This is a genomic window from Xanthobacter sp. ZOL 2024, from assembly GCF_052932325.1.
The window spans coordinates 25,660-49,551 of the sequence record NZ_CM128808.1 but is presented as its reverse complement, the minus strand read 5'-3'; the positions used below and the strand labels follow the sequence as shown (position 1 = coordinate 49,551).

At 64.1% G+C, this 23,892-nt stretch carries 18 protein-coding genes and 1 pseudogene; 6 read left to right on the top strand and 13 right to left on the bottom strand.

The window, feature by feature from the left end:
* Positions 1-10: 10 nt before the first annotated feature.
* From ACU4E7_RS00225 to ACU4E7_RS00180, 10 genes and pseudogenes are all read right to left on the bottom strand, one after another.
* Entirely contained in the window at positions 11-3,220 is a 3,210-nt protein-coding gene (locus ACU4E7_RS00225) for an efflux RND transporter permease subunit (protein ID WP_238123839.1), read from the bottom strand.
* Complete coding sequence (locus tag ACU4E7_RS00220; RefSeq protein WP_238123840.1) at positions 3,217-3,618, bottom strand: P-II family nitrogen regulator; 402 nt, start codon at positions 3,616-3,618, stop codon at positions 3,217-3,219. The genes ACU4E7_RS00225 and ACU4E7_RS00220 overlap by 4 nt, the downstream gene beginning before the upstream one ends.
* On the bottom strand, positions 3,608-4,597 hold the full coding sequence (ihpB, locus tag ACU4E7_RS00215) for a divalent metal ion exporter adaptor subunit IhpB (RefSeq protein WP_012112638.1): 990 nt from the start codon (positions 4,595-4,597) through the stop codon (positions 3,608-3,610). The genes ACU4E7_RS00220 and ihpB overlap by 11 nt, the downstream gene beginning before the upstream one ends.
* A complete protein-coding gene (locus tag ACU4E7_RS00210) occupies positions 4,594-5,910 on the bottom strand; it encodes a TolC family protein (RefSeq protein ID WP_238123841.1) in 1,317 nt (438 codons plus the stop codon). Before ACU4E7_RS00210 ends, ihpB begins: the two co-directional genes overlap by 4 nt.
* Before the next feature lie 65 nt (positions 5,911-5,975).
* A complete protein-coding gene (locus ACU4E7_RS00205) occupies positions 5,976-6,401 on the bottom strand; it encodes a hypothetical protein (protein ID WP_238123842.1) in 426 nt (141 codons plus the stop codon).
* 236 nt (positions 6,402-6,637) lie between these two features.
* Positions 6,638-7,440: pseudogene (locus ACU4E7_RS00200) on the bottom strand (IS5 family transposase).
* A gap of 185 nt (positions 7,441-7,625) precedes the next feature.
* Entirely contained in the window at positions 7,626-8,984 is a 1,359-nt protein-coding gene (locus ACU4E7_RS00195; protein WP_238123843.1) for a tyrosine-type recombinase/integrase, read from the bottom strand.
* Between the two features lie 937 nt (positions 8,985-9,921).
* The gene (locus ACU4E7_RS00190; RefSeq protein ID WP_447020236.1) at positions 9,922-10,749 is read right to left on the bottom strand and encodes an aldo/keto reductase; all 828 of its coding nucleotides are present in this window, start codon (positions 10,747-10,749) and stop codon (positions 9,922-9,924) included.
* 91 nt (positions 10,750-10,840) lie between these two features.
* Positions 10,841-11,716, bottom strand: coding sequence for an NmrA family NAD(P)-binding protein (locus ACU4E7_RS00185; protein WP_447020235.1), 876 nt, complete (start codon positions 11,714-11,716; stop codon positions 10,841-10,843).
* A gap of 36 nt (positions 11,717-11,752) precedes the next feature.
* The gene (locus ACU4E7_RS00180; RefSeq protein WP_447020234.1) at positions 11,753-13,033 is read right to left on the bottom strand and encodes a serine hydrolase domain-containing protein; all 1,281 of its coding nucleotides are present in this window, start codon (positions 13,031-13,033) and stop codon (positions 11,753-11,755) included.
* 195 nt (positions 13,034-13,228) lie between these two features.
* Between ACU4E7_RS00180 and ACU4E7_RS00175 the strand changes: the two genes are divergently transcribed.
* Positions 13,229-14,149, top strand: a complete 921-nt coding sequence (locus ACU4E7_RS00175; RefSeq protein ID WP_447020233.1) for a LysR family transcriptional regulator — start codon at positions 13,229-13,231, stop codon at positions 14,147-14,149.
* A gap of 128 nt (positions 14,150-14,277) precedes the next feature.
* On the opposite strand, the gene ACU4E7_RS00170 is transcribed toward ACU4E7_RS00175, so the two are convergent.
* Complete coding sequence (locus ACU4E7_RS00170; protein ID WP_238123826.1) at positions 14,278-15,543, bottom strand: three-Cys-motif partner protein TcmP; 1,266 nt, start codon at positions 15,541-15,543, stop codon at positions 14,278-14,280.
* Positions 15,544-15,585: 42 nt separating this feature from the next.
* On the bottom strand, positions 15,586-16,344 hold the full coding sequence (locus tag ACU4E7_RS00165; protein ID WP_238123825.1) for a DUF5131 family protein: 759 nt from the start codon (positions 16,342-16,344) through the stop codon (positions 15,586-15,588).
* Between the two features lie 390 nt (positions 16,345-16,734).
* Here ACU4E7_RS00165 and ACU4E7_RS00160 point away from each other — a divergent pair, with 390 nt between their 5' ends.
* The 3 genes from ACU4E7_RS00160 (at position 16,735) to ACU4E7_RS00150 (ending at position 20,159) form a co-directional block, all read left to right on the top strand.
* Positions 16,735-17,367, top strand: coding sequence for a tyrosine-type recombinase/integrase (locus tag ACU4E7_RS00160; protein ID WP_238123824.1), 633 nt, complete (start codon positions 16,735-16,737; stop codon positions 17,365-17,367).
* Positions 17,368-17,685: 318 nt separating this feature from the next.
* Positions 17,686-18,678, top strand: coding sequence for a nucleoid-associated protein (locus ACU4E7_RS00155; protein ID WP_238123823.1), 993 nt, complete (start codon positions 17,686-17,688; stop codon positions 18,676-18,678).
* Positions 18,675-20,159: a hypothetical protein gene (locus tag ACU4E7_RS00150; RefSeq protein WP_238123822.1), complete on the top strand. Its 1,485-nt coding sequence runs from the start codon at positions 18,675-18,677 to the stop codon at positions 20,157-20,159. The genes ACU4E7_RS00155 and ACU4E7_RS00150 overlap by 4 nt, the downstream gene beginning before the upstream one ends.
* 442 nt (positions 20,160-20,601) lie before the next feature.
* On the opposite strand, the gene ACU4E7_RS00145 is transcribed toward ACU4E7_RS00150, so the two are convergent.
* Entirely contained in the window at positions 20,602-21,621 is a 1,020-nt protein-coding gene (locus tag ACU4E7_RS00145) for a helix-turn-helix domain-containing protein (RefSeq protein ID WP_447020232.1), read from the bottom strand.
* Positions 21,622-21,772: 151 nt separating this feature from the next.
* Here ACU4E7_RS00145 and ACU4E7_RS00140 point away from each other — a divergent pair, with 151 nt between their 5' ends.
* A complete protein-coding gene (locus ACU4E7_RS00140) occupies positions 21,773-22,348 on the top strand; it encodes an SMI1/KNR4 family protein (RefSeq protein WP_447020231.1) in 576 nt (191 codons plus the stop codon).
* Positions 22,349-22,365: 17 nt separating this feature from the next.
* On the top strand, positions 22,366-23,847 hold the full coding sequence (locus ACU4E7_RS00135) for a DUF1254 domain-containing protein (RefSeq protein ID WP_447020230.1): 1,482 nt from the start codon (positions 22,366-22,368) through the stop codon (positions 23,845-23,847).
* Positions 23,848-23,892 lie beyond the last annotated feature (45 nt).

Below are 23,892 nucleotides of genomic sequence, written 5' to 3'. Positions count from 1 at the left end.
TCTTGAAGGTTCAGGAGGCTGGGTTTTCCGCCGCCGCCTGCGAGGTCTCGGCGGCCTTGGTCTCGCGCCGGAACAGCACGTAGAGCGCCGGCAGCACGAGCAATGTGAGGATGGTGGAAGAGACGATGCCGCCGATGACCACGGTGGCAAGCGGCCGCTGCACCTCGGCACCCGCGCCGGTGGCGAGCGCCATGGGCACGAAGCCGAGGGAGGCGACCAGCGCCGTCATCAGCACGGGCCGCAGGCGCGTCAGGGCGCCCTCGCGCACGGCGGCCACCATGTCGCGGCCTTCGTCACGCAGCTTCTGGATAAAGGCGATGATGACGAGCCCGTTCAGCACCGCGACGCCCGAGAGCGCGATGAAGCCGATGCCGGCGCTGATGGACAATGGCAGCCCGCGCAGCAGCAGCGCGGCGATGCCGCCGGTGAGCGCCAAAGGCACCCCGGAGAACACCAGCGCAGCATCCGCCACCGAGCCGAAGCTCATGAACAGCAGCAGGAAGATGAGGGCGAGCGCGATGGGCACCACGATGGCGAGCCGCTGGGTGGCGGAGACCAGTTGCTCGAACTGCCCGCCCCAGCCGATCCAATAGCCCTCCGGCAGCTTCACCTTCTCGGCCACCTGACGCTGCGCCTCGGTGACGAACGAGCCGAGGTCGCGCTCGCGCACATTGGCGCTCACCACGATGCGGCGCTTGCCGTTCTCCCGGCTGATCTGGTTGGGGCCGGGGGAGATGGAGAGACTGGCGATGGCGGCTAATGGCACATAGCGGATCTGGGCATTGGCACCCGAGGCCCACACCGCGGGACGCGGCTTGTCCGGGTCGGCCACCGCCGGGGGGAGGGGCACGGGCAGAGCGCGCAGGGCCTCGATGTCGGTGCGCAACTCCTCCGGCAGGCGCACCATGATGTCGAAGCGGCGGTCGCCCTCGAACAGCACGCCCGCGGAGCGGCCGCCCACGGCGATCTCGATCAGCTCCTGCACCTCCGCCACGCTCACGCCGTAGCGGGCCATGGCGGGACGGTTGAGGGATACTGTAAGCATGGGCAGGCCGGAAACCTGCTCGCTTTTCACATCGGCCGCTCCGGGAATGGCGCGGATGACCGCCTCCACCTGACCCGCCACCTGTAACAGGGTGTCGAGGTCATCGCCGAAGATCTTCACGCCCACATCCGAGCGGATTCCAGAGATCAGCTCGTTGAAGCGCAGCTGGATGGGTTGGGACAGCTCGTAATTGCTGCCGGCGACCTCCTCGGAGGCTTCCTCGATATCCGCCATCACCTGGGCCTTGGGCTTGCGCGGATCGGGCCACTCGGCGCGGGGCTTCAGGATGATGTAGCCGTCGGAGATGGAGGGGGGCATGGGGTCGGTGGCGACCTCCGCCGTGCCGGTGCGGGCGAACACCTCCTTCACCTCGGGCACCTGGAGCAGGCGCTTTTCCAACGCCTCCTGCATTTCCACCGATTGGGTGAGGCTGGTGCCGGGCACGCGCAGGGCCTGGATGGCGGCATCGCCCTCGTCGAGGCTGGGGATGAACTCGCCGCCCATGCGCGAGGCCGCCACGCCGGTGGCAAGGATGAGCCCCATCGCCATGAGCGCCACCACCGCGCGATAGTTGATGGCGGCGTCCAGCAGCGGCGTGTAAATGCGCCGCGCCGTGCGCATGATGATGTTCTCGTGCTCGGAGACCTTGCCGGTGACGAGCAGCGCCACCGCCGCCGGAACGAACGTCATGGAGAACACCGCCGCCGCCGCCAGCGCCATCAGCACCGTGACCGCCATGGGCGTGAACATCTTGCCCTCCACCCCGGTCAGCGTGAGCACGGGCAGATACACCACGGCGATGATGAGGGTGCCGAACAGGCTCGGGCGGATGACTTCCCGGGAGCCGGCGAGGATGGTCTGAAAACGTTCCGCGCGTGTCAGCAACCGGCCGCGCTTGTGCTGCTCTTCCGCCAGCAGGCGCAGGCAGTTTTCCACGATGATGACGGCCCCATCGATGATGATGCCGAAATCTATGGCGCCGAGGCTCATGAGATTGGCGGAAACCTTGTTCTCCACCATGCCCGTGATGGTGAGCATCATGGACAGCGGGATCACGCAGGCGGTGACGAGCGCGGCCCGGAAATTGCCGAGCAGCACGAACAGCACCACCACCACGAACAGCGCGCCTTCCAGCAGGTTCTTTTCCACCGTGGCGATGGTGGCTTCCACCAGATGGGCGCGGTCATAAACGGCGCGGGCAATCACCCCCTCCGGCAGGGAGCGGGAGATGTCCTCCAGGCGCGCGGCCACCCGCTGGGCCACGGTGCGGCTGTTCTCGCCAATGAGCAGCATGGTGGTGCCGAGCACCACCTCCCCGCCATTGAGCGTCGCCGCGCCTGTGCGCAGCTCGCGGCCCTCGCGCACCTCGCCAATGTCGCCGATGCGGATCGGCGTGCCATCGCGGCTGCCGATGACGATGTCGCGGATCTCCTCCAGGTTCGCCACCTGGCCCGGCGTGCGCACCAGATATTGCTCGCCATTGCGCTCGATATAGCCGGCGCCGACATTGGCGTTGTTGGCGGCGAGCGCGGTCATCACGTCGCGGAACGAGATGTTGTGGGCCATCAGCCGCGCCGGGTCCGGCAGCACATGGAACTGCCGGGCGAAGCCGCCAATGGTGTTCACCTCCACCACGCCGGGCACGGTGCGCAGCTGCGGCTTGATGATCCAGTCTTGGATGGTCCGAAGCTCGGTGGGGGAATAAGGCGTGCCATCCGGCTTCTTCGCTCCGGGCTTGGCCTCCACCGTGTACATGTAGATTTCGCCGAGGCCGGTGGAGATCGGCCCGGGGGCCGTCTCCACCCCTTGGGGAAGCTGGTCCTTGGCCTGTTGGATGCGCTCATTCACCAGCTGGCGGGCGAAATAGATATCGGTGCCATCGGCAAACACCACGGTGACCTGGGACAGGCCATAGCGGGAGAGGGAGCGCGTATATTGCAGCCCCGGCAGGCCGCCCATGGCGGTTTCGATGGGGAAAGTGATGCGCTGCTCCACCTCCAGCGGCGAGAAACCGGGCGCGGACGTGTTGATCTGCACCTGGACATTGGTGATGTCCGGCACCGCATCGATGGGCAGGCGCGTGAAGTTCCACGCCCCGAACGCACCGACCATGAGGCACACCAGAACCACCAGCCAGCGCTGGCGGATGGAGAAGGCGAGAATGGCGTCGATCATCGCGCGCCCCCCTCGGTCTCGCTCGGCGCGCCCACCTCGCGGATGCGGGCGAAGCTCTCCACGGGGGTGACGAACATCACGCCGTCGCCGCGCCGCCCGGTCCAGCCGGCGCGGGCGATGAGGCCGGATATGGCCTCCGTCTCGCTGGAGCGGCAGACGATCTCCAGCCGCAGATGGCGCTGGTAGACGAGGTCGTATTCGCTCGCCACATAGGTGCCGCCGACGCCGCGCCCGCGGCCCTGGCCGCGGACCTCCACCAGCGTGAAGCCGGGGAATTGCGGCAGCTCCTGCAGCGCCTGCACCACCCGTCCCTCAAGGTGGGGATGGATGAGCGCGGTCAAAAGCTTCAGATCCTCCTGGGGCGCAGGATCAATCCGGGGCGTGAGATCAATGCTCATGGCTGGCGCTCCCCTTGGCGAGCTCGGCCTTCACCACGAAGGAGTTCTTCGCGGCATAGACATCCCCCGGCATCAGGCCGAACAACACTTCGGCCCATTCGGCGTCGCGGTCGCCGATCTCCACGTCGCGCGGCTCGAAGGCGTCGCCGTTGCGCACGAACACCACCGTGCGCCCGTCGACGGCCTGCAGCGCGCCGGGGCGCACGGCGAGGTCCACAGGCTTCTCCGCAAGGGTGATGGTGCCCACCGCGAACAGGCCGGGGCGCAGGCGCAGGCCGTCATTGGGGATCACCACGCGGGCGAGCGCCGTCTGCGTGTCCGACGCGCCGATGGGCGAGACATAGGCCACTTCGCCGGCAATGGGGGCGCCGCCGTCGTCCGGGTCCACCTCCACCTTGTCGCCGACCCGCACCCGGGCGAAGTCGCGCCGGTAGACGGAGAGATCCACCCACAGGGTGGAGAGGTCCGCCACCACGAAGGCGGGCTTCTGCTCCGAGGCGTATTCGCCCAACGCCACCTGCCGGTCCACCACCGTGCCGGCGATGGGGGACTTCAGGTCATAGGTGGTCAGGCTTTGGTTGCTCTCGATGACGGCGAGCACGTCGCCCTTCTGCACCGTGTCGCCGATCCGCTTCCGGATCTCGCGGACGACGCCGGGAAAGCGCGGCGTCACCTGCACCACGGTCTCCTGGTTGGTCTGCACGAGACCGTTGAGCCGCAGCTTCTGCCGCAGCTTTTCCGGTCCCGCCGTCTCAAGGCCGATGCCGGCCGCTGCAAGCTTGGCGTTGTTCAGCTCCACGGCGCCCTCGCCGTGGGATTCGCCGCCCTCGCCTTGGCCCGGTTCGGCCCCATGTCCGGCTTCGGCGGCCACCGTGCCGGGCACCGGTGCCGTAGGCCCCTGAAAAGCATAGATGGCGCCCGCTCCGGCCATAAGGCCGACCACGAGCATCGCCAGGTCGCGTCGCGCCGTGCGGCTCATTTCGTCTTTCCCTTGCTGAGGTTCACCGGCCGGCCGATCAGGCCCTCGATGGTCGCGAGCGCGGTGTGGAAATTGACCAGGGCGTCGAGCTCGCGCAGCGACGCATCGGTGAGCGCGGACTGGGCGTCCAGCAGCTCGAGCAGCGTGTAGCGGCCCTCGCCGTAGCCACGCTCCACGCCCTCGAAGGCGCTGCGCGCGCCGGGAATGGTGCTGGTGCGCAGCAGGCTGACCTCGTCATAGGCCGCCTTCAGGGTGTCGTGGGCGCGCCCCAACTGGGCGATCAGCGCACCGCGGGCGATGGCCTCCTCCGCCTCCGCCCGGCGCAGGGATTCCTGTGCCTCGTAAATGCCGCCTTCATTGCGGTCGAAGATCGGGATCGGCACTGAGAGCGTCACCCGCATGCCGCTGTCGGCGGTCTCGTTGTAGTGGCGATAGCCGACCCCCAGGGTCACGTCGGGCACCGCTTTCGCCTGCGCGGCGCGCAGCTCGGCCCGCCGCTGCCCTTGGACGGCCGTGAAACGCGTGAGTTGGGGGTTGCCCTGAGCCTGCTTGATGAGGCTCGGCAGCGCTGGCGGCGCGCTGACTTTGAAAAGATTGCCCGTGGCGCGGCCGAACCGGGCCTCGTTCATGCCCATGAGCACGGCCAGGTCACGTCGCGCGGTCCCGAGAGACGCCTTGGCCCGGTCCAGCTCGACTTTCGCGAAATCTGCGGCGACACGGGCGCGCGAAATCTCCGCAGGAGAGGACGCGCCCGCATCCACCCGCGTCTGCAGCAGCGGCGCAAGGCGCGCAATCGCCGCCGCCTGCTGATCGAGGATGGAGACGCGCTGCTGCGCGCCCAGCACGGCGGAGAAAGCTGCGGTGGTTTCCGCCAGCACCTGCAGGCGGGTCGCCTCACGCTCCCAGCGCGCGACTGTGACACCCGCGCCGGCGGCGGCCATGCGCGCCTCGCGCTTGCTGCCCAGCTCCACCAGCTGGCTGATCTGCAGCGTCTGCTCGGCGAGGTCCAGCCCCTGGTAGGAGCCAGAGCCCATGGCGTTGTCCACCTCCAGCGACAAGGCCGGATTGGGCAGTGCGGCGGCCTGGGTGGAGCGGCCGGAGGCCATGCCGATGTCCCGTTCCGCCGCCGTGAGGCGGGGATTGGCGGCGAGCGCGCTCGCCATCGCACTGGTCAAGGCGAGAGGGCGCTCGGCTGAAGAACGCGCGGCTGCAGGGCGTGTGGATTGGGGACGCGCGGATTCGGCAAGCGTCGGCGACGCCGGAAGCAGCACAAGGGCTGCCATAAGCGCACGCGCAAGGGCACGAGGCGGCATGATCTGATCCGATGGCTGTGAGCTGAACGCAGGCGCAGGGCGCCCGCGCGCGGACAGGGGTCAGATCAGGCGCAGGGGGGACGGATTTCGGTGGGAACGGTACGGCTCGACGCGGTCGCCGGTTCAATCGCGACGCGAACGGGCGTCAGGCCGCCGAGCGGCGCGGTGGCCACCACGGGCAGCACGAACGCCACGCAGCCGTGACAGCTGTGATCGACCGTGGATGTGTCGGCCTGGGGGGAAGACTTGCCGTTGCTCTGAGACTGCGGCTCAGCATGCTCCGCGGCGAGGACGTCCGGCAAAACGCCACCGGGATCGGAAAAGCCCAGCGACAAACCGGCAATGGCCGCCTTCGCCTCTTCAGCATGGCGGGTGGTGAGCGTGTTGAGCATCGGGCCCGCGACGAGACCCATGACGAGCGCCAGCACCACGCCCTGGCGGAAGGCCAGCGCACGGCACGCGATCATCATGCGGGTGAGGACACGAAGCATGTTTCTGAAGTGCTCCGGGACAATCCGCCTGTCAAGGGTATCCCAGACACAGCACATCATCTTTTCGCTGCTGTGGCGTCAGATAACCGAGATGCAAGCGTCTCACGTTTCTGTGACCGGAGACCATCGATCTTCAATCCTGATTGCGATGGATTGGAGGATCGTTCCAGCCTCGTTGTTCGGCATTCGCAGATAAATTCGCAAGGGCTGAGGGGGTGTTTGAGAAGGGCATCGGTTCATTGCCATCTGCGCAGCAGTGTGGCTGAAGCCGCGACGGTGATGAGGGTTTCAGCAACAGCGGTGATCTGCTCGTAGTCGCGGACGAGGCGGCGGTTCTTGAAGATCCAGGCGAAGGTGCGTTCCACCACCCATCGGCGCGGCAGGACCTCGAAGCCTTTGGCGCTGGTGCCACGGCGGATGATTTCGAGGGTGATGTGGGCCTTATCCGCCGCCCATGCCGCAAGCCGCCCGGCATAGCCGCCATCGGCGAGGACGCGGGCGACGAACGGGTAGCGCTGGCGCGAGGCCGTCAGCGGCAGCTTGCCGCCATCGCGGTCCTGGATATCGGCTGCGTGGAGACACACGCAGAGCAAGCGCCCGTCTGTGTCGGTCAGGATGCGCCGTTCGCGGCCGGTGATTTTCTTGCCGGCGTCGTAGCTCTTGGCGTCCCCTTTTGATCAGCGGTGCGCACCGACTGACTGTCGAGGATCGCCGCCGAGGGCGAGGCAGCCCTGCCGCTGCGCTCGCGGTCGGCCATGACCAGGGTGTGGTGAACTCGCTCCCAGACGCCCTCGCGTTGCCAGCGGCGCAGATAATAATAGACCGTCCGCCACGGCGGCAGGTCACGAGACAGAAGCTGCCATGCCGGCCCGCACGAAATAGAGGATGGTGTTTACTAGTTCGCGCGACGTCGCCTTCCTGGGGCGCCCGCCCGCCCGCCCGCCTGCGCTGCAGGGATCAGCGGCGCGATCAGATCCCGTTGTCCGTCCGTCCGGTCGGTCTCGTAGCGGCGCCGTCCGGGCGGGGTCTTGCGGGGCATGGAGCGTCGGCTCGTCTCGTGGATCCGACGCCCTATGATCACGCCCCTTGGGAATCCTTGTCAAACACGCTCTCAGAACGGGGGAAGGGCGGCGCTGATGGTCGCTGCATGTTGCGCTCCGGGGGGCAACGGACGGCTATCGCCCGCGCTCCGGTAACGATTGACTATGATGAGGACCATTGAGCTTATGGCCCGACATGTTCCCCGGCGTTTTGACTGGTGCTCCGAGAGATCGAGGCTCCCTGTAGAAACTGGACCAGCGCCGCTTTCCGGGACCCACGATCGAGCGCATAGGCGGTCTGCTTGAACTCAATCCCGTCGAGCAGCCCCTGGATGTAGCCCGAAATGGTATCTGCGGCCATGATCAGAGCTGTGTCGAGCGTATGGATGTAGTTGCTGGTGACCGATCCCTTCGCATGGCCAACCAGGGCGGCGATGGTGACCTCGGTGAAACCCAGATCGTTCGCAACGCTGGCGAAGCTGTGGCGGAGGACGTGAGGGCTAATATCGGCCAGGGGTGAGTTTGCGAAGATCTTCCCCCAGTGATTGGGGAAGCTGCCGAACGCGTTCTCGCCGCCCCGGCCGGGGAAGACGTAATCTCCGATCGCCTCATTCCGGCGCCTCTCCAGATACTCCACCACGGGCAGCCCGATGGGCCGGATGGAGCTTCCCTCCTTGCTATCCTTCAGGCGCAGGCAACTGCAATCCGTATCGGCTTCATCCCATCGCAGCGTCACCATCTCCATGCGCCGGCAGCCGGTCAGGGCGATCTGGCGGATGATCTCCACCGACATCCTGTAGTTCTCGTTTTTGGAAGCCGTCTTGAGCAGGTCGCCGAGGACGCGATATTCGGCTTCGCTCAGTCGTCTGGCGCGGACATTGTCTTTCGGCCGCCGCACACCGTGCGCCGGGTTCGTTTCGATGATCCCCGCTTCGACAGCGTAGGTGAGAATGCCGCCCAACAGGCCGATTGTCCGCGTGGCTGTGCCGGCGCCGCCTCTCACGATGGACTTGCCGCGCAGGTTCTTCGTCATGACGGTGACACGCGTCTTCCCTGCCATGATGTCCTTCATGGCCCTCGTGATGTCGGCTTTCGTCAGGTCCCTGACGCGACGCGAGCCGAGGAGGGGAACGATATGACGGTGGATGCGGCCGAGATCGGAGGCGATCGTGCCCGGCTTCTTGGGGCGCCCGCCTTTTCCGAGGATGAGACCGGCTTGCAGGTCGGCGAGGTAGAGGTCACAGAGTTCCTTGACCGTGAGCGCCTTGCGATCAAGCAGCCGTTCTTCAGCCGGGTCGTCGCCTTGCGCGATCCGGCCCAATTGCGCTTTGGCTTCCTGGCGCGCGCGTTCAGGTGTCCATACCCCGTGCAGCCCTATCGTGAACCGACGCGATCGGCCCGCCGACCGATACTGAAGGACGTAGCTTCGCTTGCCGGACGTGAAAACCCGGAGGCCAAAACCAGGGAGCTCGTCGTCCCAGATCACGTAATCCTTGGCGCCGGCCTCTGCTGCATCGACGGCCCTTTTTGTGAGCTTAGCCATGGAAAATCTCCGCCCTTGTCGCTTCGTCTCGCGTAAGCGCCACGTAAGCGGCAGGAAGAAAGTGGTAGCGGAGAGAAGGATAGTCTCGGCTATGGCCAGCTACAAATTCTTTTTTAATAACAGTATGATATCGCATTTCTTCGTGCTCCATCGTGATTTCGACGGAGCTACAAGTAATCCCTCCGAAGGCGGAGGCCACACGTTCGAATCGTGTCGGGTGCGCCATTTCAATTAAGGGTTGCATTGGCGTTTGAGTGGCGGGCGCACGTTTTTGGCCTCGCGCTAGAAGCTGATTGGCCAATCATAGCAGGGTCGCAAAGCGGCTCCTACCAGCATCCGAATCCCGTCTTCTCCAAAATTCGACAGCGCATAAGACGCCCGGCTTGGCGCCCCTGGCTCCCTCGGCCTCTTGCGTGCCACGAGGTCGGTAGCCCCCTATGCCTCGCTGCGGCGATCAGGCCTTCCTTTCCAAGCACCTGGACAGCTTCCGTCTTTCATCCCGCCGCCCAGCCGTCGCCTTCACTTCTCGCTTGTTGGCGATCGATCTGAACAGGCACTGTGACGGATGCGTCGTGCGAGGGAGGTTCTGTCCCACCGTTCTGAGCCACGAGCACAGCAACCGCAGAAGGCACCGTGTCTCCGCTTCCAGCGGGACGGAGCTTCAGGATTTGTCGAGCTCAACGATTGGGCCGGGGTAACCCTGCTCGCAAAGGCTAAAGGTGACCCACCCCGGACGTTGGGCATGTCCGCTTTAGCGGCCTTTTGAGAGACAAGTCCCAAAAGGCATGAACCCGTTTCTTCCGTTCCTTGCGGGCTTTCATCCGCTCTAAAAGACCCCTGTGGGATCCGCGGCGAGCCCCAGGCCGCCTTGGCCCGGTGCAACAGCTTCTCTTGCACCGGGCGCGGGGATTTGAAGCTCGCTTCGATCCTGTGTGGTCTACGCTGCCGCATCCCAATCGGGCGCGAAGGGAGGCCGGACGAAGCGCTGGTCCTTCGGGAGTGCGGCGATGGCGGCTCGGTCCGCGTCGTCGAGCCGGACGCCCAGCGCGGCGAGGTTAGCCTTTTGGCTCTCGGGGCGGGCCGCCTTCGGGATGACGACGACGCCCTCCTGGTCCAGAAGCCAGGCCACCGCCATCTGGGCGGCGCTCGCATCGTGCTTGCGGCCGAGAGCGGCGAGGGTCGGATCGCTGGCGGCGCGGCCCTGGGCGAGGGGCGCATAGGCGGTCAGCGGAATGGCCTTCTCGCGCAGGTAGGCCAGCAGGGGCGCCTGCGACAGGAACGGGTGGTACTCCACCTGGAGGCTGGCGATGGGCGCGCCGATCTCCTCCACCGCGCGCCGCATCATGGGCAAGGTGAAGTTGCACACGCCGATGGCCCGCGCGAGGCCGCTCGCGCGCAGCTCGGTCAGTGCCTCCAGCGTCGCCGCCATGTCCATGTCCCGCGCCGGCCAGTGGATCATGTAGAGGTCCACGTGATCGAGCTTGAGCTTCCTCAGGCTGGCGTCGAACGCACGGCGCAGTGCCTCCGGCGCCAGCTGGTCGTGCCACACCTTGGTGGTGACGAAGAGATGGTCCCGCGGGAAGCCGGAGGCGGCGATGGCCGCGCCGACAGCCGCCTCGTTCTCATACATGGCGGCGGTGTCGATGTGCCGGTAGCCGAGCGCGAGCGCGCTCTCGACCACCGGCTGGGCGTCGGCCCCTGGCATGCGGAAGGTGCCGAAGCCGAGGCGGGGGATTGCGACCCCCTGGGTGGAGATGGTGTCCATGATCGGTTTCCTTTCGAGATGGGAGCGGGCGGGCGGGCCGCCGGCATTCCTGCCGCCGGCCCCTCCCCGTCCCGCAGGCGGCAGGGGCGCGTCAGGCAGAGGCCTTCGCCGGCCCGACGAGATCGGCGATGACGCTTTCGAGGGGTGTCTCGCCCTTCAGGGCGTCGCGGCCGTCGTCGCGGAAGGCGATCCAGCCCTCGTTGAAGCCGTCCAGCATCCGGATGCGCGGCTGCGGGTTGCGGGCGCCCTCGGCGCGGAAGATCTCCTCCCAGCGCTTCCGCGGCACGATCTCCGCGCGGATCGGATGGCCCAGCTCGGCGGCGAACGCCCGGGCGAGGTCGTCGGGCGACACCCGGGCGGGCCCCTCCAATTCGACGACCCGCGTCCCGCTCCAGGTGTCGCGCAGCAAGGCGGCGGCCGTGTGCCCCACGTCCCGCGTCGCCACCATGGGGAAGGCCTTGCCGGCGGGCTGGAGGAAGCTGCGCAGCACCCCTTCGTCGCGGGCCGCGGGCACGTCCCACAGGGCGTTGTCCATGAACCAGCCGGGCCGCAGGAAGGTGACCGGCAGGCCGATGTCCTGGAGCGCCTCTTCCAGCAGGGTGCGCTGGCTCAGAAGGTTCTCATGGGGGGCGTCGGCGCCGATGGTGGACAGGCACACCACCTTGCCGGGCCGCGCCGCGAGGAGGGCGGCGCGCACCGCCGCGATGACGCGCCGGGCCTCCGGAAAGCCGGGCTCCGGATCGAACTCCGAAGGCGGCAGGATGAAGACGCCTTCCGTGCCCGCGAAGGCGGCAGCGAGGCTTTCCGCATCATCCATCTGGGCGAGGGCGACCTCGCAGCCCTGGGCGCGCCATTGGGCCGCCTTGGCCAGGTCCCGCAGGACGGCGCGCACGGGCATATGGTCGGCGAGGAGACGGCGGGCCAGGGCGCCGCCCACCTTTCCGGTGATTCCGGTTATTGCGTACATCGCTTTCCTCCGAAGGTTGGATGGGCGCGCGCGGGCTCAGGCGAGCCCGGCATAAAGGCCGCGCTCGAACGCGCCGTAGAGGGCGACGACCCGGGCGTCGTAGAAGGGCAGGATCTGGGTGAAGAGGGCGCCAGTGACCTTCTTCACCGGATCGAGCCAGAAGTAGGAATTCAGGAGCCCCGCCCAGGAGATGCTGCCGGCGGAACGCCCGTTGGTCCCCGGCTTCGTGTTGATGTCGAAGGACAGGCCCCATTTGTGGGCCTCACCCGGAAACTGGTCGAAGCTTTGCGAATAGGCCGGCTGGGCGGAGCGCATTTCGTGGACGTTCAGGTCCCCGATCTGGTTCTGCATCATCATGGCCACGGTCTCGGGCTTGAGGATGCGCGCGCCGTCCAGCGCCCCGCCGTTGAGCAGCGCCTGGAGGAAGGCCATGTAGTCCTTCGGCGTGGAGAAGGCGCCGCCGCCGCCCATGAAGAATTCCGGCCGCTGGGGCATCTCGAAGGGCGCCGCCTGGAGCGCGCCGTCCGGGCGGCGGGCGTGGAAGGTGGCCACGCGGCGCTTCTGCTGCGAGCCGATGAGGAAGCCGGAATCCTTCATGCCCAAAGGCGCGAAGATGTTCTCGCGGAAATAGACCTCCAGCGACTGGTCGGAGACCGCCTCCACCAGCTTGCCCACCCAATCCATGCTGATGCCGTATTCCCACCGCTCGCCGGGCTCGAACTCCAGCGGCGCGGCGAAGGCGGCGTTCCGGCAGGTGGCGATGTCGGGCATGCCGGTCTTCTGCTCATAGCGGGTCAGCGCCTCGCTCCAGATGGAGTAGGTGTAGCCGGAGGTGTGGGTGAGGAGGTGCCGCACCTTGATGGCGCGCTTGGCCGGGCGCAGGCGCGGCGTGCCGTCCGGGGTGAAGCCGTCCAAGATCTGTGGCGCGGCCAGCTCCGGCAGGTACCTGGCCGCCTCGTCATCCAGGTGAATGCGGCCCTGCTCCATGAGCTGCATGCAGGCGGTGGCGGTGAACGCCTTGGTCATGGACAGGAGCCAGAACACCGTGTCGGTGGTCATGGGGGCGCGGGTGGCGTCGTTCGCCGTGCCGAAGGCGCCCTCATAAATGACGCCTTTGGGCGTCGCCCCCATGGCGACCACTCCGGCGACGTCGCCTCGCGCGACGCCACCCGAAAGCGCCGCGTCGACGGCGCCGAAGCGGGCGGAGGAGAGGGTGGGCGTCGCCCGGGCGAGGGCCACGCCGATGCCGTCGAGGGTCAGGGCGGCGCCCAGGAGGCCCCCGTGCCGAAGCATCGCTCTGCGGGTGATGGTGTTCATGGCTAACTCCTTTCCGTATCTCAGGAATTCCGACCCGCCCGGCGGCTTTTCCGCCGGCCTCCGCGGTGCTGCCGTTGTAGGTCGCGCCATGGCGTGATTCACGCGCAATAAGATCAGTGCTATAGTGACTGAAATTCATCATGGCGCTCCGCCACGAAGGACAGTGGGGCGGGGCCGGCAGGCGATGGCGCTCCAATGGTCTTCGACACAAGGCTTCTGACCGGCATCGGCGTCCTGGCCGCGGTCACGGAGGCGGGGAATTTCGCGCGCGCCGCCGAGATCCTCGGCCTGACCCCGTCGGGGGTGAGCCGGGCGGTGGCGCGCCTGGAGGCGCGGGTCGGCGTGCGGCTGTTCGACCGCAATCCCCGCGAGGTGCGCCTGACCGAGGAGGGCCGGCGCTTTCATGCGCGGGTGATGCCGCTGCTGGCGGGGCTCGACGAGGCGGCCGCCGAGGCGGCGGGCGCGGCGGAGGTGGTGCGCGGCCGGCTGCGGGTGTCGGTGGACCCCTGGTTCGCGCGCATGGTGCTGGCGCCGGAGCTACAGCGCTTCCTCGCCCGCTATCCGCTGCTCTCGGTGGACCTCTCCACCAGCAACTACCGCGAGGAGATGATGACGGGCGTGGACGTGGCCGTGCGCTTCGGCCCGCCGGACGCCTCGTCCCTGATCGCGCGCAAGCTCCTGGAGACTCCTGTCCTCACCGTGGCGGCGCCGGCCTATCTGGAGCGGCACGGCACCCCGCTCTCACCCCATGACCTGGTCCATCACGAGGTGCTCGCGTTCCGCGATCCGCAGACCGGCCTGCCGTTCCCGTGGGAGTTCCAGCGCGGGGAGGAGATCGTCGAGGTCCAGGTGTCGAGCCGCCTGGTCATGGACGACCCGTCGGTGGCGGTCTCCGCCTGCGTCGCCGGCCAGGGCATCTTCCAGAGCCTGGCCATCGGCCTCGAACCGTTCCTGGAGCGCGGCGCGCTGGTGCGGCTCCTGCCGGAGTGGTCGGACGAGCGCTATCCGCTCCATGCCTATCATCCCTCCCGTCACCTGCCTCCGGCGAAGGTTCGGGCATTCCTGGATTTCATCCAAGAGATCGCGGCAAAGGGGCCGCCTCGCGTCGCCGTTTGACCTATAGCGGCCTCTCGACAGCCCTTTCACTGACGTCCGCTTTGCGCCGCCATCCCGGTCGTTCGTCACCCTTATGGCTGTGCCCGAAAGCGGTCTGTGCAACTAACGTTGCCCCGCGCCCAAAGGCTTTATCTCGACGGCATTGCGATACCGGGTATGAGCAATTGCCGCGATAGCCTTATGAAATTGCCGGGCGCTGGTTTTGCGCCCGGCCTCCGCTGCGAACCTGCAGCGCTCACCAAATCGATCTGACGTTCCTGACAGAGCAGCATGATGCTGGCCTCCATCTGGTCTCGGGTAGCAGCGGTGTCGTTTGCGATTTCCTCGATGAGGTGACCCACGGTTGGAACGCATCGCCGTTCAAGGGCTTCGACCCGGTGCGGCAACTGGTCAATAATCGCCGTATTGATGTCGGCTTGGGCCTGGGCGTCGAAACCGAAGTCGAAGGCGACGCCGTCCGCCCAGTGCGGGTCAAAGCCAAGCATGTTCAGACCTGCGGTGCCGCGGTGAAGCGACGTGTTTCCCACGGTCCAGTGGCTCTCAACCATCACATTTCTCGCGGTGACGATTTTCGATAGGTGGACGAGCCACAAGTGGCGACCGGCTTGCTGCGACCTCAAAAAGAACGGCGTGAAAAACGGCGCGCCGGTCAATTGCTGGATGTCCCTCGCGAGTAGGCGAGGAATGACGTACTGATAGCCCGCTTCTCCGCGGGCTTCGATATACTCTGCAAGCTGCTGACCCTGAATACCTATTTTCGCCATGGCGCTCGCGAACGCCGGCCCCTCATTGAGGTAGGACAGCAACCAGTCGACCGCGAAGGTCAGCAACACTTCGGCCTTCGGCAAATCTCTAAGAATGGTCCGGATGGTAGCGAACTGGACTTGATTCCACCCCTTCTGGTCCAAAACGAAGAGAGACCGACCAGCGCGTTGGCGAGAACGAATTCCATTTAGGACATCTACCCACAAAGCCTCGAACTCGCCGGGGAGAATTATAATACGGCCGGAGTTAATGTCGTCGCCATAGCCCTTGTCGGTGAGGGTCTGACGCAAATAATCTACTGCATCCTTATTGGCGTCGATGAAGTAGAACTTCGCATCAAGGATCAGGGGTTTTCGCCTGCTTTCGTTGAGAAGGCGTTCGGCCCGTTTAACCGCCTCCAGGAGCACCAGTGGCGAGCCGGGACGTTCTTCCCCGAAAAGCTGATACTTGCCGCCCCCGGAAAACCCGTCGACCAATGTAATGGCGATATTGTCGATCTGGGGCTGAGAAGCGACGGTCTCAAAGTACCGATCTAGATAGGCTGCAAGCAGGTCGAGCTTGGCATTGCTATGGCACTCGATCTTCGGCGCTGATTGACCAACTACCCATCGAAAGCCGTCTTTTGCCATGCGTTGCCCCCAGATTGCGCATAACTCCACGAAAACTACCGGTTAGCAAGTGGGACTAAATCTCGGTAGTTCATCCCACGTTTGATCGCGATAGGTCCTGCCGGTGGCCTTCTTGTTCCTGCCCCCCCACTGCTTGAAGAAGAAAGCTGTACCCGCCCGACGGCAGGCGTCGTGGATCTCATCGACCCAAGTCGGGTCCATTGGGCGCGCATCAGGCCCGGACTCTCCGCCGATAATCGCCCAGTGGATGTCGAGCAGCTCAGCACCGGAGACAGATCCAATCAGTGGCTCGAAGGATACGAACCTGACCGCAGCGGGTACCTGACGGAGGCTGTCGAGGCGATGCACAACGCGACTGTCTTCGACGCTGGTGCCGAGCCAAACATTGGGGAGTACGGCGAATTCGGCCACCGATAGGACTTCCGTCATCCGCTCAGGTCGCTTGGTCAATATTTGATAGGTGTGATGTGGCGTGGCTGCCATAGTGGCCCAAACTTGTGCGATGAAATCTGCTGGCACATCAGGGTGGAAGAGATCGGACATGGAGTTGACGAAGACCTTACGGGGCCGTTTCCACGTCATGGGTATTGTCAGCGCCTGCGGGTCCAAAACAATTTGGCCCGTCCACTTTGCTCGTCCGCCGCTTTTGCGCGTGGTCCCGATGTACTTGTCCACGCCCATTGCTTCGAGCCGCGCCGCCATACGCATGGCATAGCAGTTGGTGCAACCAGCCGTAGCGATGGTACATCCCGCTACCGGGTTCCAAGTCACATCGGTCCATTCGATTGAGGTTTCGGCCATTCGAGCTGTCTCCTCTCCTCATCATGGGTCACTTGGCGTAAACAAACCATGCCAATCAGGCTTCGATGAGTCATCGGGATTTCCGCCTTTGGAAGCGTCAGGCGTCGATGCCGAGCAGAAGGTCGTCCATCTCTATAGCCTTCCCGCGGGTCTTGGTGGCACTCGTGAACCTCTGACTTCGCGGGCAGTACTGATCCTTGATCCACACTGGCATTTGTCAGGGTATTAGGTGGGGCGGGATCTACGCCCCACTTGCGGACGGCGCGTGAATTCGAACAGTCCGCTATTGATACTTCAGAACCAAAAGCGGCCAGTTAGCTACCGGCCCCCTTTTGCGGAAGGGGCCCTTGATGTTTCTCCCTCGGCCAATCAAGGCCAGAGAGAACTCACATGGGCCATTCTCAATTTGACGATGCCAGCCGCGAGCGTGCAGCTTGGAATGCCGGAAAGCTGGTCGGCACCAAGCGCCCTCTCACTCAGAAACAGATCTGGGCAATTCGATTCTTCCTCGATCGCGAAAGACGCATTCGTGACCGTGCGCTGTTCGATCTGGCCATCGACAGCAAGCTTCGCGGCTGCGACCTGGTCAAGATCAAGATCCGTGATGTGGTCGCCGGTCCGGGGATTAGGACTCGCGCGATCGTCGTCCAGCAGAAGACGGGGCGGCCCGTCCAGTTCGAGATCACCAGCGACGTGAGAGCGAGCCTGCTGGCCTGGCTGGAACGGCGCGGTGGCACCGTCGAGGATTATGCCTTTCCGAGTCGGATCGATCATTCGCACCACATGAGCACAAGGCAGTATGCTCGCCTCGTTAACGAATGGGTGACCGCGATCGGCCTGCGCCAAGAGGAGTATGGCACGCACTCGCTCCGTCGCACGAAGGCGTCCATGATCTACAAGGCGACGGGCAACATCCGCGCCATCCAGATCTTGCTCGGTCACTCCAAGATTGAGAACACCGTCCGATATCTTGGTGTCGACGTGGAGGACGCACTGCTGCTGGCAGAGCGGACAGAAATCTGACGTCGGGCGGCCATCCGAGCAGGCCCGGATGGCCGCTTTGACGCGCAGGATATGTTGCCTGCATGTCGATCTTGGGGTGGAGAGCGGGCTGGCTGCTTTTGAGGCGCCTCCGACGGCCTACCGTCACAAGCGGACGGAAAGACCAGCGCTTTTGCTGGCTCGGCTGGACCGCGCGCTAACGCAAATTTCCTGCCCTGGCGAGCCTGTCAGAAGCCTTCACAGCGCCTCCGGCCCATGATAGAACAAAACGCAAACGAATTGCGTTTCTGAGCGGAATCTGTAGCTTGCGCTCCGTGTGATTTCATTGGGGGAAAGCAATTGCAGCTCTCAGAAGAAGAGATCGAAAATCTCTCGATCGACAAGTTCATCTTTCATGTCGTTCATCATCGTAACGATGAGCCGATCTTGCTTGATGAGACGCCCATAGGGGAATTCGAGGATTTCTTCCTCGAGAGGGCGATGGAGACGTTACGAGGAAACCGGTTCACCTTCGCCGACGGTTCCATAACCAGGACACTGCTGAGGCAGGTCCTGGATGACGAAAGCCAGTTCGTACCGGTGTCAAAGACGCTCGCGCAGACATTTCACGCTGGCAGGGATAAGCGCATCAAGCCAGGCGTGATGATCTTGATGACGCTCGTCACCGGGCAGCGCAAGCTGTTGTCCGTGCTGAAATACGACCATGAAGAGGCAGTCACTTATGATATTACCGACGATGCAAAGGCGATCCTGAAGGCAATCGCGAATTCGTTCACGAAATCGGCTGACGCTCTGCAAAAGTCTGCCTTAATCGAGCTTGTCGATGGCGATGACGATGACAACATCGTTGTTGTAGACAAAACCGTTCGTCACGAGATCACCGACTTCTTCCGTGGATTTCTTGCATGCAAGCGCCTCTTCGATGACAAGCAAATGACTCAAGCTGTCGAGGAACTGGTCGTTGAGGTGGTCAAAAAGCATCAAAGCGACCTGCCGAACGATATCACGCAGAATGTGCGTGATCGGTACTACGACACGGTTCAGAAGCGCGATAAGTTCGATGCCGCCGAGTTCTTCGCAGAATTTTTCGGCGCACATGGCAGCGCTGCAGTGAGGGCCAGCTTCGACAAAGGTTTGGCCAAAAAGGGCATGGAAGGCGAGGTCTTCAAGTTCGACAAAGGTGCAGTAAAAAAGCAGCGTCCACAGAAGTATAAGACTGCTGAAGGTGTGAAGATCGATGTGCCGGAGCAGGCTTCAGATACCGTGAAAACGAAGACGACTGAAGCGGGTACCGTCATCACCATCACGACCAGCCGATTGACGAACCTATGACGCTCGATGAGATGATCGAACTCGGTGTCCTGTTTCAGCGAATGGCCGCATCGAAAGATGCGATCTTTGCCGAGACGAATTCGGTCTGCCGAGTCGATCAGGTCCCGAAAATCACCGCTGTGGACTTCAAACGGATTTCTGAATTGGCCTCAGCGCTGGCCAAGGCCAAGCGAGGAAAGCTGGCTGTGTTTGGGAGCATCAGCGGGGAAGTTGACCTCGCAAATGGGGACGTGTCGAGCATAGAGGGCGAAGCTGTTGCCGTTCGTCTGACGAAGAACATCGAAGCGGAGGCGGCGTATTTTGTCACTCGAAGAGGCTTCGAGGCCGCCCTCAGTGATGCAGAGTTCATGCGTGGCGTTCGCAAAATCTGGATCGCCGAAGACTTTTTGCCCTTTTCTACGAGATCATGCGTCTATTCGCCCTGGGGGAGCGCGATCGAACACAAGCACTTCGAAGACACCTTTGACAGCCCACGACGGTTGGTTCGGGACCAGAGCTATCTGTTGGCTCCAACTGACATCAGACCCTGGTACCTTATGATTCCAGGTGATGAGAGTTCCGGTGTTTTAGCCTCTTGGAAAGAAGCTGCCGTCAGGAACCTGATTTTTTGCCTGCCAACCGAAATTCGAGCCTCTGATGAGGCTAGACAGGTCGTGCTGAAGGGCGCCAGATCTGCCTTCGCTGATGTCGATCTCACCAAGCCGCAATCTCAGCTTTTTGACATTGTCACGGAAGCGGTCCGGTGGGTCTACGATCAACGGCGTGACACCGAGACGAAGTTCCACCTGCTCAACAACCACTTGGCGTTGTACTGGCCGGAGAAGGCCAAGTGGCCCATGGGTCTTGCAGGCGTGTTGGACCACGCGTTGGCCAGCGCTCGAGAGGCCTTTGCTTTCCACCTGCAAGACGACAGCAAGGAAGCAATCAAATCTTTAGGCGATCTCCGGAAGGCCCTGCAGGAAGACGTTGCGCGATCGCAGACAGCCACGCGCGATCTTTTGTCTGCTCTTTGGCGAGATTCAGCCATCGCGGGTGCGGCATTTGCTTTGCGTTCGGCTACAACCAACTCCTCTGCGATGAACATTGCCTCGTTGGGTGCGGCGGCTCTGCTGTTTGCGAGCTTGCTGACCACGGTGCTTTCCAATTGGCGATTTGATGTCCTCGCCAAGCAAGTGCGCGCGCAATGGCGGCAGCGCCTTTACGCCTTCATGTCCGAGAAGCAGTGGGTTGAACTGGTGATCCGACCAGTCTCTCGCGCTCGATGGGTTTATCGATTATCAGTTGTCCCGGTATTCGCAGTCTATATTGTGCTGATTGGTGCACTCTTATGGGTAGTGTATCCCGCCGAAGTGAAGGCGGTAGCGGGTTTTATCCTCGCCCTGCTGTCAGACGCTTGGCGTTCAATTGGCGACCTGTGGGATCGGTTTAAATCTGCTCCGATTTTACCGTCTTCGCCCCCATCTACACCAAAACCTTCATAAGCCTGGCCCGATATGTCCGCTCCAATATCAGACAGAACTTACGCGGATCTCCAATGACGGCCATGGGGTCGTTGACCGAACGTCCGCTTTCTCAGTTTCTCGGCCAGAACCGGACAGTCCGCTCCCGGCCCCAAACCGGCCGTTCGTCGCAGCCGCAGCGAACTTCTGCTGATGGCGCGGGGGGACGTTTCCTGGGCTAATGGGCCAGCCAGATCAGCATCAACTTGGCGGATTGCCGGACACAGCTGGCAACGTCACGGCCTCCAGCCGATGCAAGCGGACCAGCAACGCCGCACCTGTTATCCCTTGCCTGGCCATTCCAAGCTCAAATGCAGCGCACTACCCGGGCATCGCGGTCGACGACGCCTTGACGCTGTCGGAACAGGCCGAGACCTGATGCCCAGCATTGGGCGTCGAATGCTATCGAAAAGAGTGCGCCGGATTAGCCGCGCAACGCACGGATCCAGCTATCGAAACACTGCGTCGTTCCGGCCTCGACGCTAGTGGCCGCATTCTCATCCGTGTCGAGCAGCGTCCCATCTCGCATCTCGCTCGCGGACCTCCCGAACCGAAGCTTGAAGGCACGGGCGAAATGATCCGTGCGGAGAAAGCCGAACTCCGCCGCGATTTCCGAGATGCGACGCGTTTCGCTCGGATCGACAAGGGCGGAGCGAACGTGTTCGAGGCGCCTCGCCTGAATATGGTGTTGCACGCCGCCTTCCGGTTCGAAGAGCCGGTAAAGCGTGCGCCGGGAGATGCCGAGCGCACCGCAGATGGCGTCCACGTTTAACGAGGGCGATTTGAGATGGGCTTCGACGAACCGCTTAGCCCGGCGCAGAAGGACCAGTTCGAGCGCAGGGCGTGCCGCTTCAGCGGCCACCAGCGATGGCTGGAGGCAGGCCACCAGCATCTCGCAGGTCGCACGGCATAGCGCCTCTTCCGCGCCGGCCGGCAGGGACGGCAGCCTGCGCGCCAACAGGTCGACGTATTCGCCGAGAAGCGCGGCATAGGGTCCGGTTGGCGCACTTCCGTGGAGCGCACCGAGATTGGGAAGCCGCTCTTCGAGCAACGACCGTGGCATGAACAGGGTGACCAGATCGGAGTGCGGCTCGTCGCTGATCAGATCGCGCGAGAGATCGAGCACGGAGACTTGGCCGGCAGCCCCGACGAACTCACCCCGATCTGTCTGGGCCCGCCATCCGCCGGTTCGGTAGAGGTTCAGCACGAAGTGGTCCACGCCGTCACGCCGCGCCTGCGCGGACGACCTCACGTAGCGTTGTGCCCCGAGGGACGCGTCGGTGAGGACCATCCCGCCAAGCTGGAACGCCTCGACATTGGCCGCAAAGGGCGAAGGTTCTTCACGTTCAGGTTGCGCGACCTCGAAGACGACGCCGATGCTCGTCTTCCAGACATCAAAGTCGTTCGTCGCGAAGTGGGAACTGAGGATCGTCGATACTCCCATGGCCCGCCCTCTTGACCTTACGATATGTGACGCCACGGCGTCGCGGCACTTGGCACGGTCGATCAAGTTTTGGCACGCGGGCGGTCTTGAGGCCAGCTTGAGCGGGCCTATCCTCGCTCACGATCCCGCTGCACCGTGTCAGGGGAATGCCATGTCGGTCGCCGACGATCCCGTGCGGTCCCTCGCCCGCATCGAAGCCTGGGTGGCCCGCCGCCATCCTGATCGGCTGCCGCTATGCAGGCGGGGAGCCGATGCCCAGACCATTCGACGGATCGAAAGCAGGATCGGCAGGCCGATCCCCCACGATATCCGCATGCTCTATTCGGCGCACGATGGCCAACCGGAAGGGGCCCCCGGTCTTTACCTCAATCAGCGCTGGATGCCCCTCGATCTCGTGGCCGTGGCCTGGGAGGATCTTTGCCTGCGGCACGGCGCCGGCTGCGAAGTCCTCGCCGGAGCGTCTTTCGGCGGTAGGCCGGTCGTGCACGCGGGCCTCTGGTCGGCGGACTGGCTTCCACTCTTCGGCAGCCCGTGCGGCGATCACTATTGCGTCGATCTGCACACGCGGCAGGCCGGACGATCGGGTCGGGTCATCTGGTTCCTTCACGACCAGACGGAACGCGTCGTCATCGCCGACAGCGTTGCGCAGATGCTGGCTCGGATTGCCGACGGCCTGGAGGGCGGCAGGTGGCGGCTCGACATAGGCCTCGACGGATTGAGCGATTGAACAATCGGGAGAATACGATGCGCGCAACCCTCATGTCCTGCACGGCGGCGGCCCTTCTGTCTGCGATCCTGGCATCGCCCCTTGCGGCGCAGGAATCTCCGCAATCGCCCCTGGTCAGGCAGATCAACAATGGCAAGTGGCTCGCGAAGGACGAGGCGGACGCGCTGCTTAATGAGTTGTTCTACCAGCGCGCCATCTACGCCTACATGACGATGCTTCCGGCGCTGAACGTCATCGGCATGCGCGACGGCTCGGAAGCGGCGTTCGGGAAGGGTTACAACGTCCTGCCCATCTGGAAGGACCGCATGGACGCCCGTGCCTGGGTGCCGACGCCCAATGCGGACGTCATCTACTCCATGAGCTATCTCGACCTAAAGGAGACCGGACCGCTCGTCATCGCGGCGCCGCCGAACGTCATCGGCATGTTTACGGATTTCTTCCAGCGCACCATCACCGACGTGGGCGCGCTCGGTCCGGACGGCGCGCGGGGCGGCCTCTATCTGCTCCTGCCACCGGGCTATGGCGGCGAGGTGCCGAAGGGCTATTTCGCCTTCAGGTCCCGGACCTACAACGTCTTCCTCTTCTTCCGCACGATCATGCCTAAGGGTGAGAATGGGCCGGATCCTGCCCCCGCCGTGGCGCTCGCCGAGCGCACGCGTATCTATCCCTTGTGGACTCCAGAAAAAGACGTGAAGCCGATGCAGTTTCCCAACGGCAGCGGCAAGCGCATCAACATGATGTACCCGGTCGACAATGCCTTCTGGACCAAGCTGAAGACGCTTGTGGACTATGAGCCGGTCTCCGCCATCGATCCCGAGTTGCGCGGCGTTCTGGCCTCCATCGGGATCGTCAAGGGCGAGCCGTTCAACCCTACGCCAAAGCAGCAGGAACTGCTGAAGAAGGCGGTGGAGACGGCACCGAAGATGATCATGGCGCTGCGCCAGGTCGGCCGCCCGGATGGCCGCAACCTCTACTACAAGGACCGGCAATACGAGAATGTCTGGGGCGGTGCGACGGCGGAATGGCTGCAGGACAGCTATCTCGATGTGAACCAGCGGGCCGGCTACTTCCAGGTAGCCTATTCCTCGGCGCCCGCCATGGTGATGCGGACGCTCGATGCCGGCTCCAAATATCCGACCGCGTGGCGGGACGCGGACGGCGATTTCCTCGACGGCTCGAGGGCCTACAGGCTTCGCCTGCCTCCCAACCCGCCGGCCAAGCTGTTCTGGGCCGTGACCGCCTACAACATCACCGACGGCACCATGCCGGAAACGCCTCAGCTTTTGCCGTCCATCAATGCCTTCAACAAGGTCGGCATCAATCCGGACGGCTCCATCGATCTGTGGTTTGGGCCGCAGAAGCCAGCGGATGCCCCGCAGTCAAACTTCATCCAGACCGTGCCCGGCCGCAACTTTCTGGCGACGGTGCGTCTCTACGGGACCGGCGCCGAATTCTTTGACCAGACCTGGAAGCCGGACGACCTCGTGAAAGTGAAATGAGCACCCTGCCTTCGCACACAGCCACGATCCGGACTGAGATAGATC

What these genes read in the sequence shown, in the direction of transcription:
- ACU4E7_RS00225 (WP_238123839.1), bottom strand. Translation starts at nt 3,220, where the DNA reads ATGATCGACGCCATTCTCGCCTTCTCCATCCGCCAGCGCTGGCTGGTG.
- ACU4E7_RS00160 (WP_238123824.1), top strand. Translation starts at nt 16,735, where the DNA reads ATGGGCCATTCTCAATTTGACGATGCCAGCCGCGAGCGTGCAGCTTGG.
- ACU4E7_RS00195 (WP_238123843.1), bottom strand. Translation starts at nt 8,984, where the DNA reads ATGGCTAAGCTCACAAAAAGGGCCGTCGATGCAGCAGAGGCCGGCGCC.
- ACU4E7_RS00170 (WP_238123826.1), bottom strand. Translation starts at nt 15,543, where the DNA reads ATGGCAAAAGACGGCTTTCGATGGGTAGTTGGTCAATCAGCGCCGAAG.
- ACU4E7_RS00185 (WP_447020235.1), bottom strand. Translation starts at nt 11,716, where the DNA reads ATGTACGCAATAACCGGAATCACCGGAAAGGTGGGCGGCGCCCTGGCC.
- ACU4E7_RS00150 (WP_238123822.1), top strand. Translation starts at nt 18,675, where the DNA reads ATGACGCTCGATGAGATGATCGAACTCGGTGTCCTGTTTCAGCGAATG.
- ACU4E7_RS00220 (WP_238123840.1), bottom strand. Translation starts at nt 3,618, where the DNA reads ATGAGCATTGATCTCACGCCCCGGATTGATCCTGCGCCCCAGGAGGAT.
- ACU4E7_RS00145 (WP_447020232.1), bottom strand. Translation starts at nt 21,621, where the DNA reads ATGGGAGTATCGACGATCCTCAGTTCCCACTTCGCGACGAACGACTTT.
- ACU4E7_RS00210 (WP_238123841.1), bottom strand. Translation starts at nt 5,910, where the DNA reads ATGCCGCCTCGTGCCCTTGCGCGTGCGCTTATGGCAGCCCTTGTGCTG.
- ACU4E7_RS00165 (WP_238123825.1), bottom strand. Translation starts at nt 16,344, where the DNA reads ATGGCCGAAACCTCAATCGAATGGACCGATGTGACTTGGAACCCGGTA.
- ACU4E7_RS00140 (WP_447020231.1), top strand. Translation starts at nt 21,773, where the DNA reads ATGTCGGTCGCCGACGATCCCGTGCGGTCCCTCGCCCGCATCGAAGCC.
- ACU4E7_RS00135 (WP_447020230.1), top strand. Translation starts at nt 22,366, where the DNA reads ATGCGCGCAACCCTCATGTCCTGCACGGCGGCGGCCCTTCTGTCTGCG.
- ACU4E7_RS00175 (WP_447020233.1), top strand. Translation starts at nt 13,229, where the DNA reads ATGGTCTTCGACACAAGGCTTCTGACCGGCATCGGCGTCCTGGCCGCG.
- ihpB (WP_012112638.1), bottom strand. Translation starts at nt 4,597, where the DNA reads ATGAGCCGCACGGCGCGACGCGACCTGGCGATGCTCGTGGTCGGCCTT.
- ACU4E7_RS00205 (WP_238123842.1), bottom strand. Translation starts at nt 6,401, where the DNA reads ATGCTTCGTGTCCTCACCCGCATGATGATCGCGTGCCGTGCGCTGGCC.
- ACU4E7_RS00190 (WP_447020236.1), bottom strand. Translation starts at nt 10,749, where the DNA reads ATGGACACCATCTCCACCCAGGGGGTCGCAATCCCCCGCCTCGGCTTC.
- ACU4E7_RS00180 (WP_447020234.1), bottom strand. Translation starts at nt 13,033, where the DNA reads ATGAACACCATCACCCGCAGAGCGATGCTTCGGCACGGGGGCCTCCTG.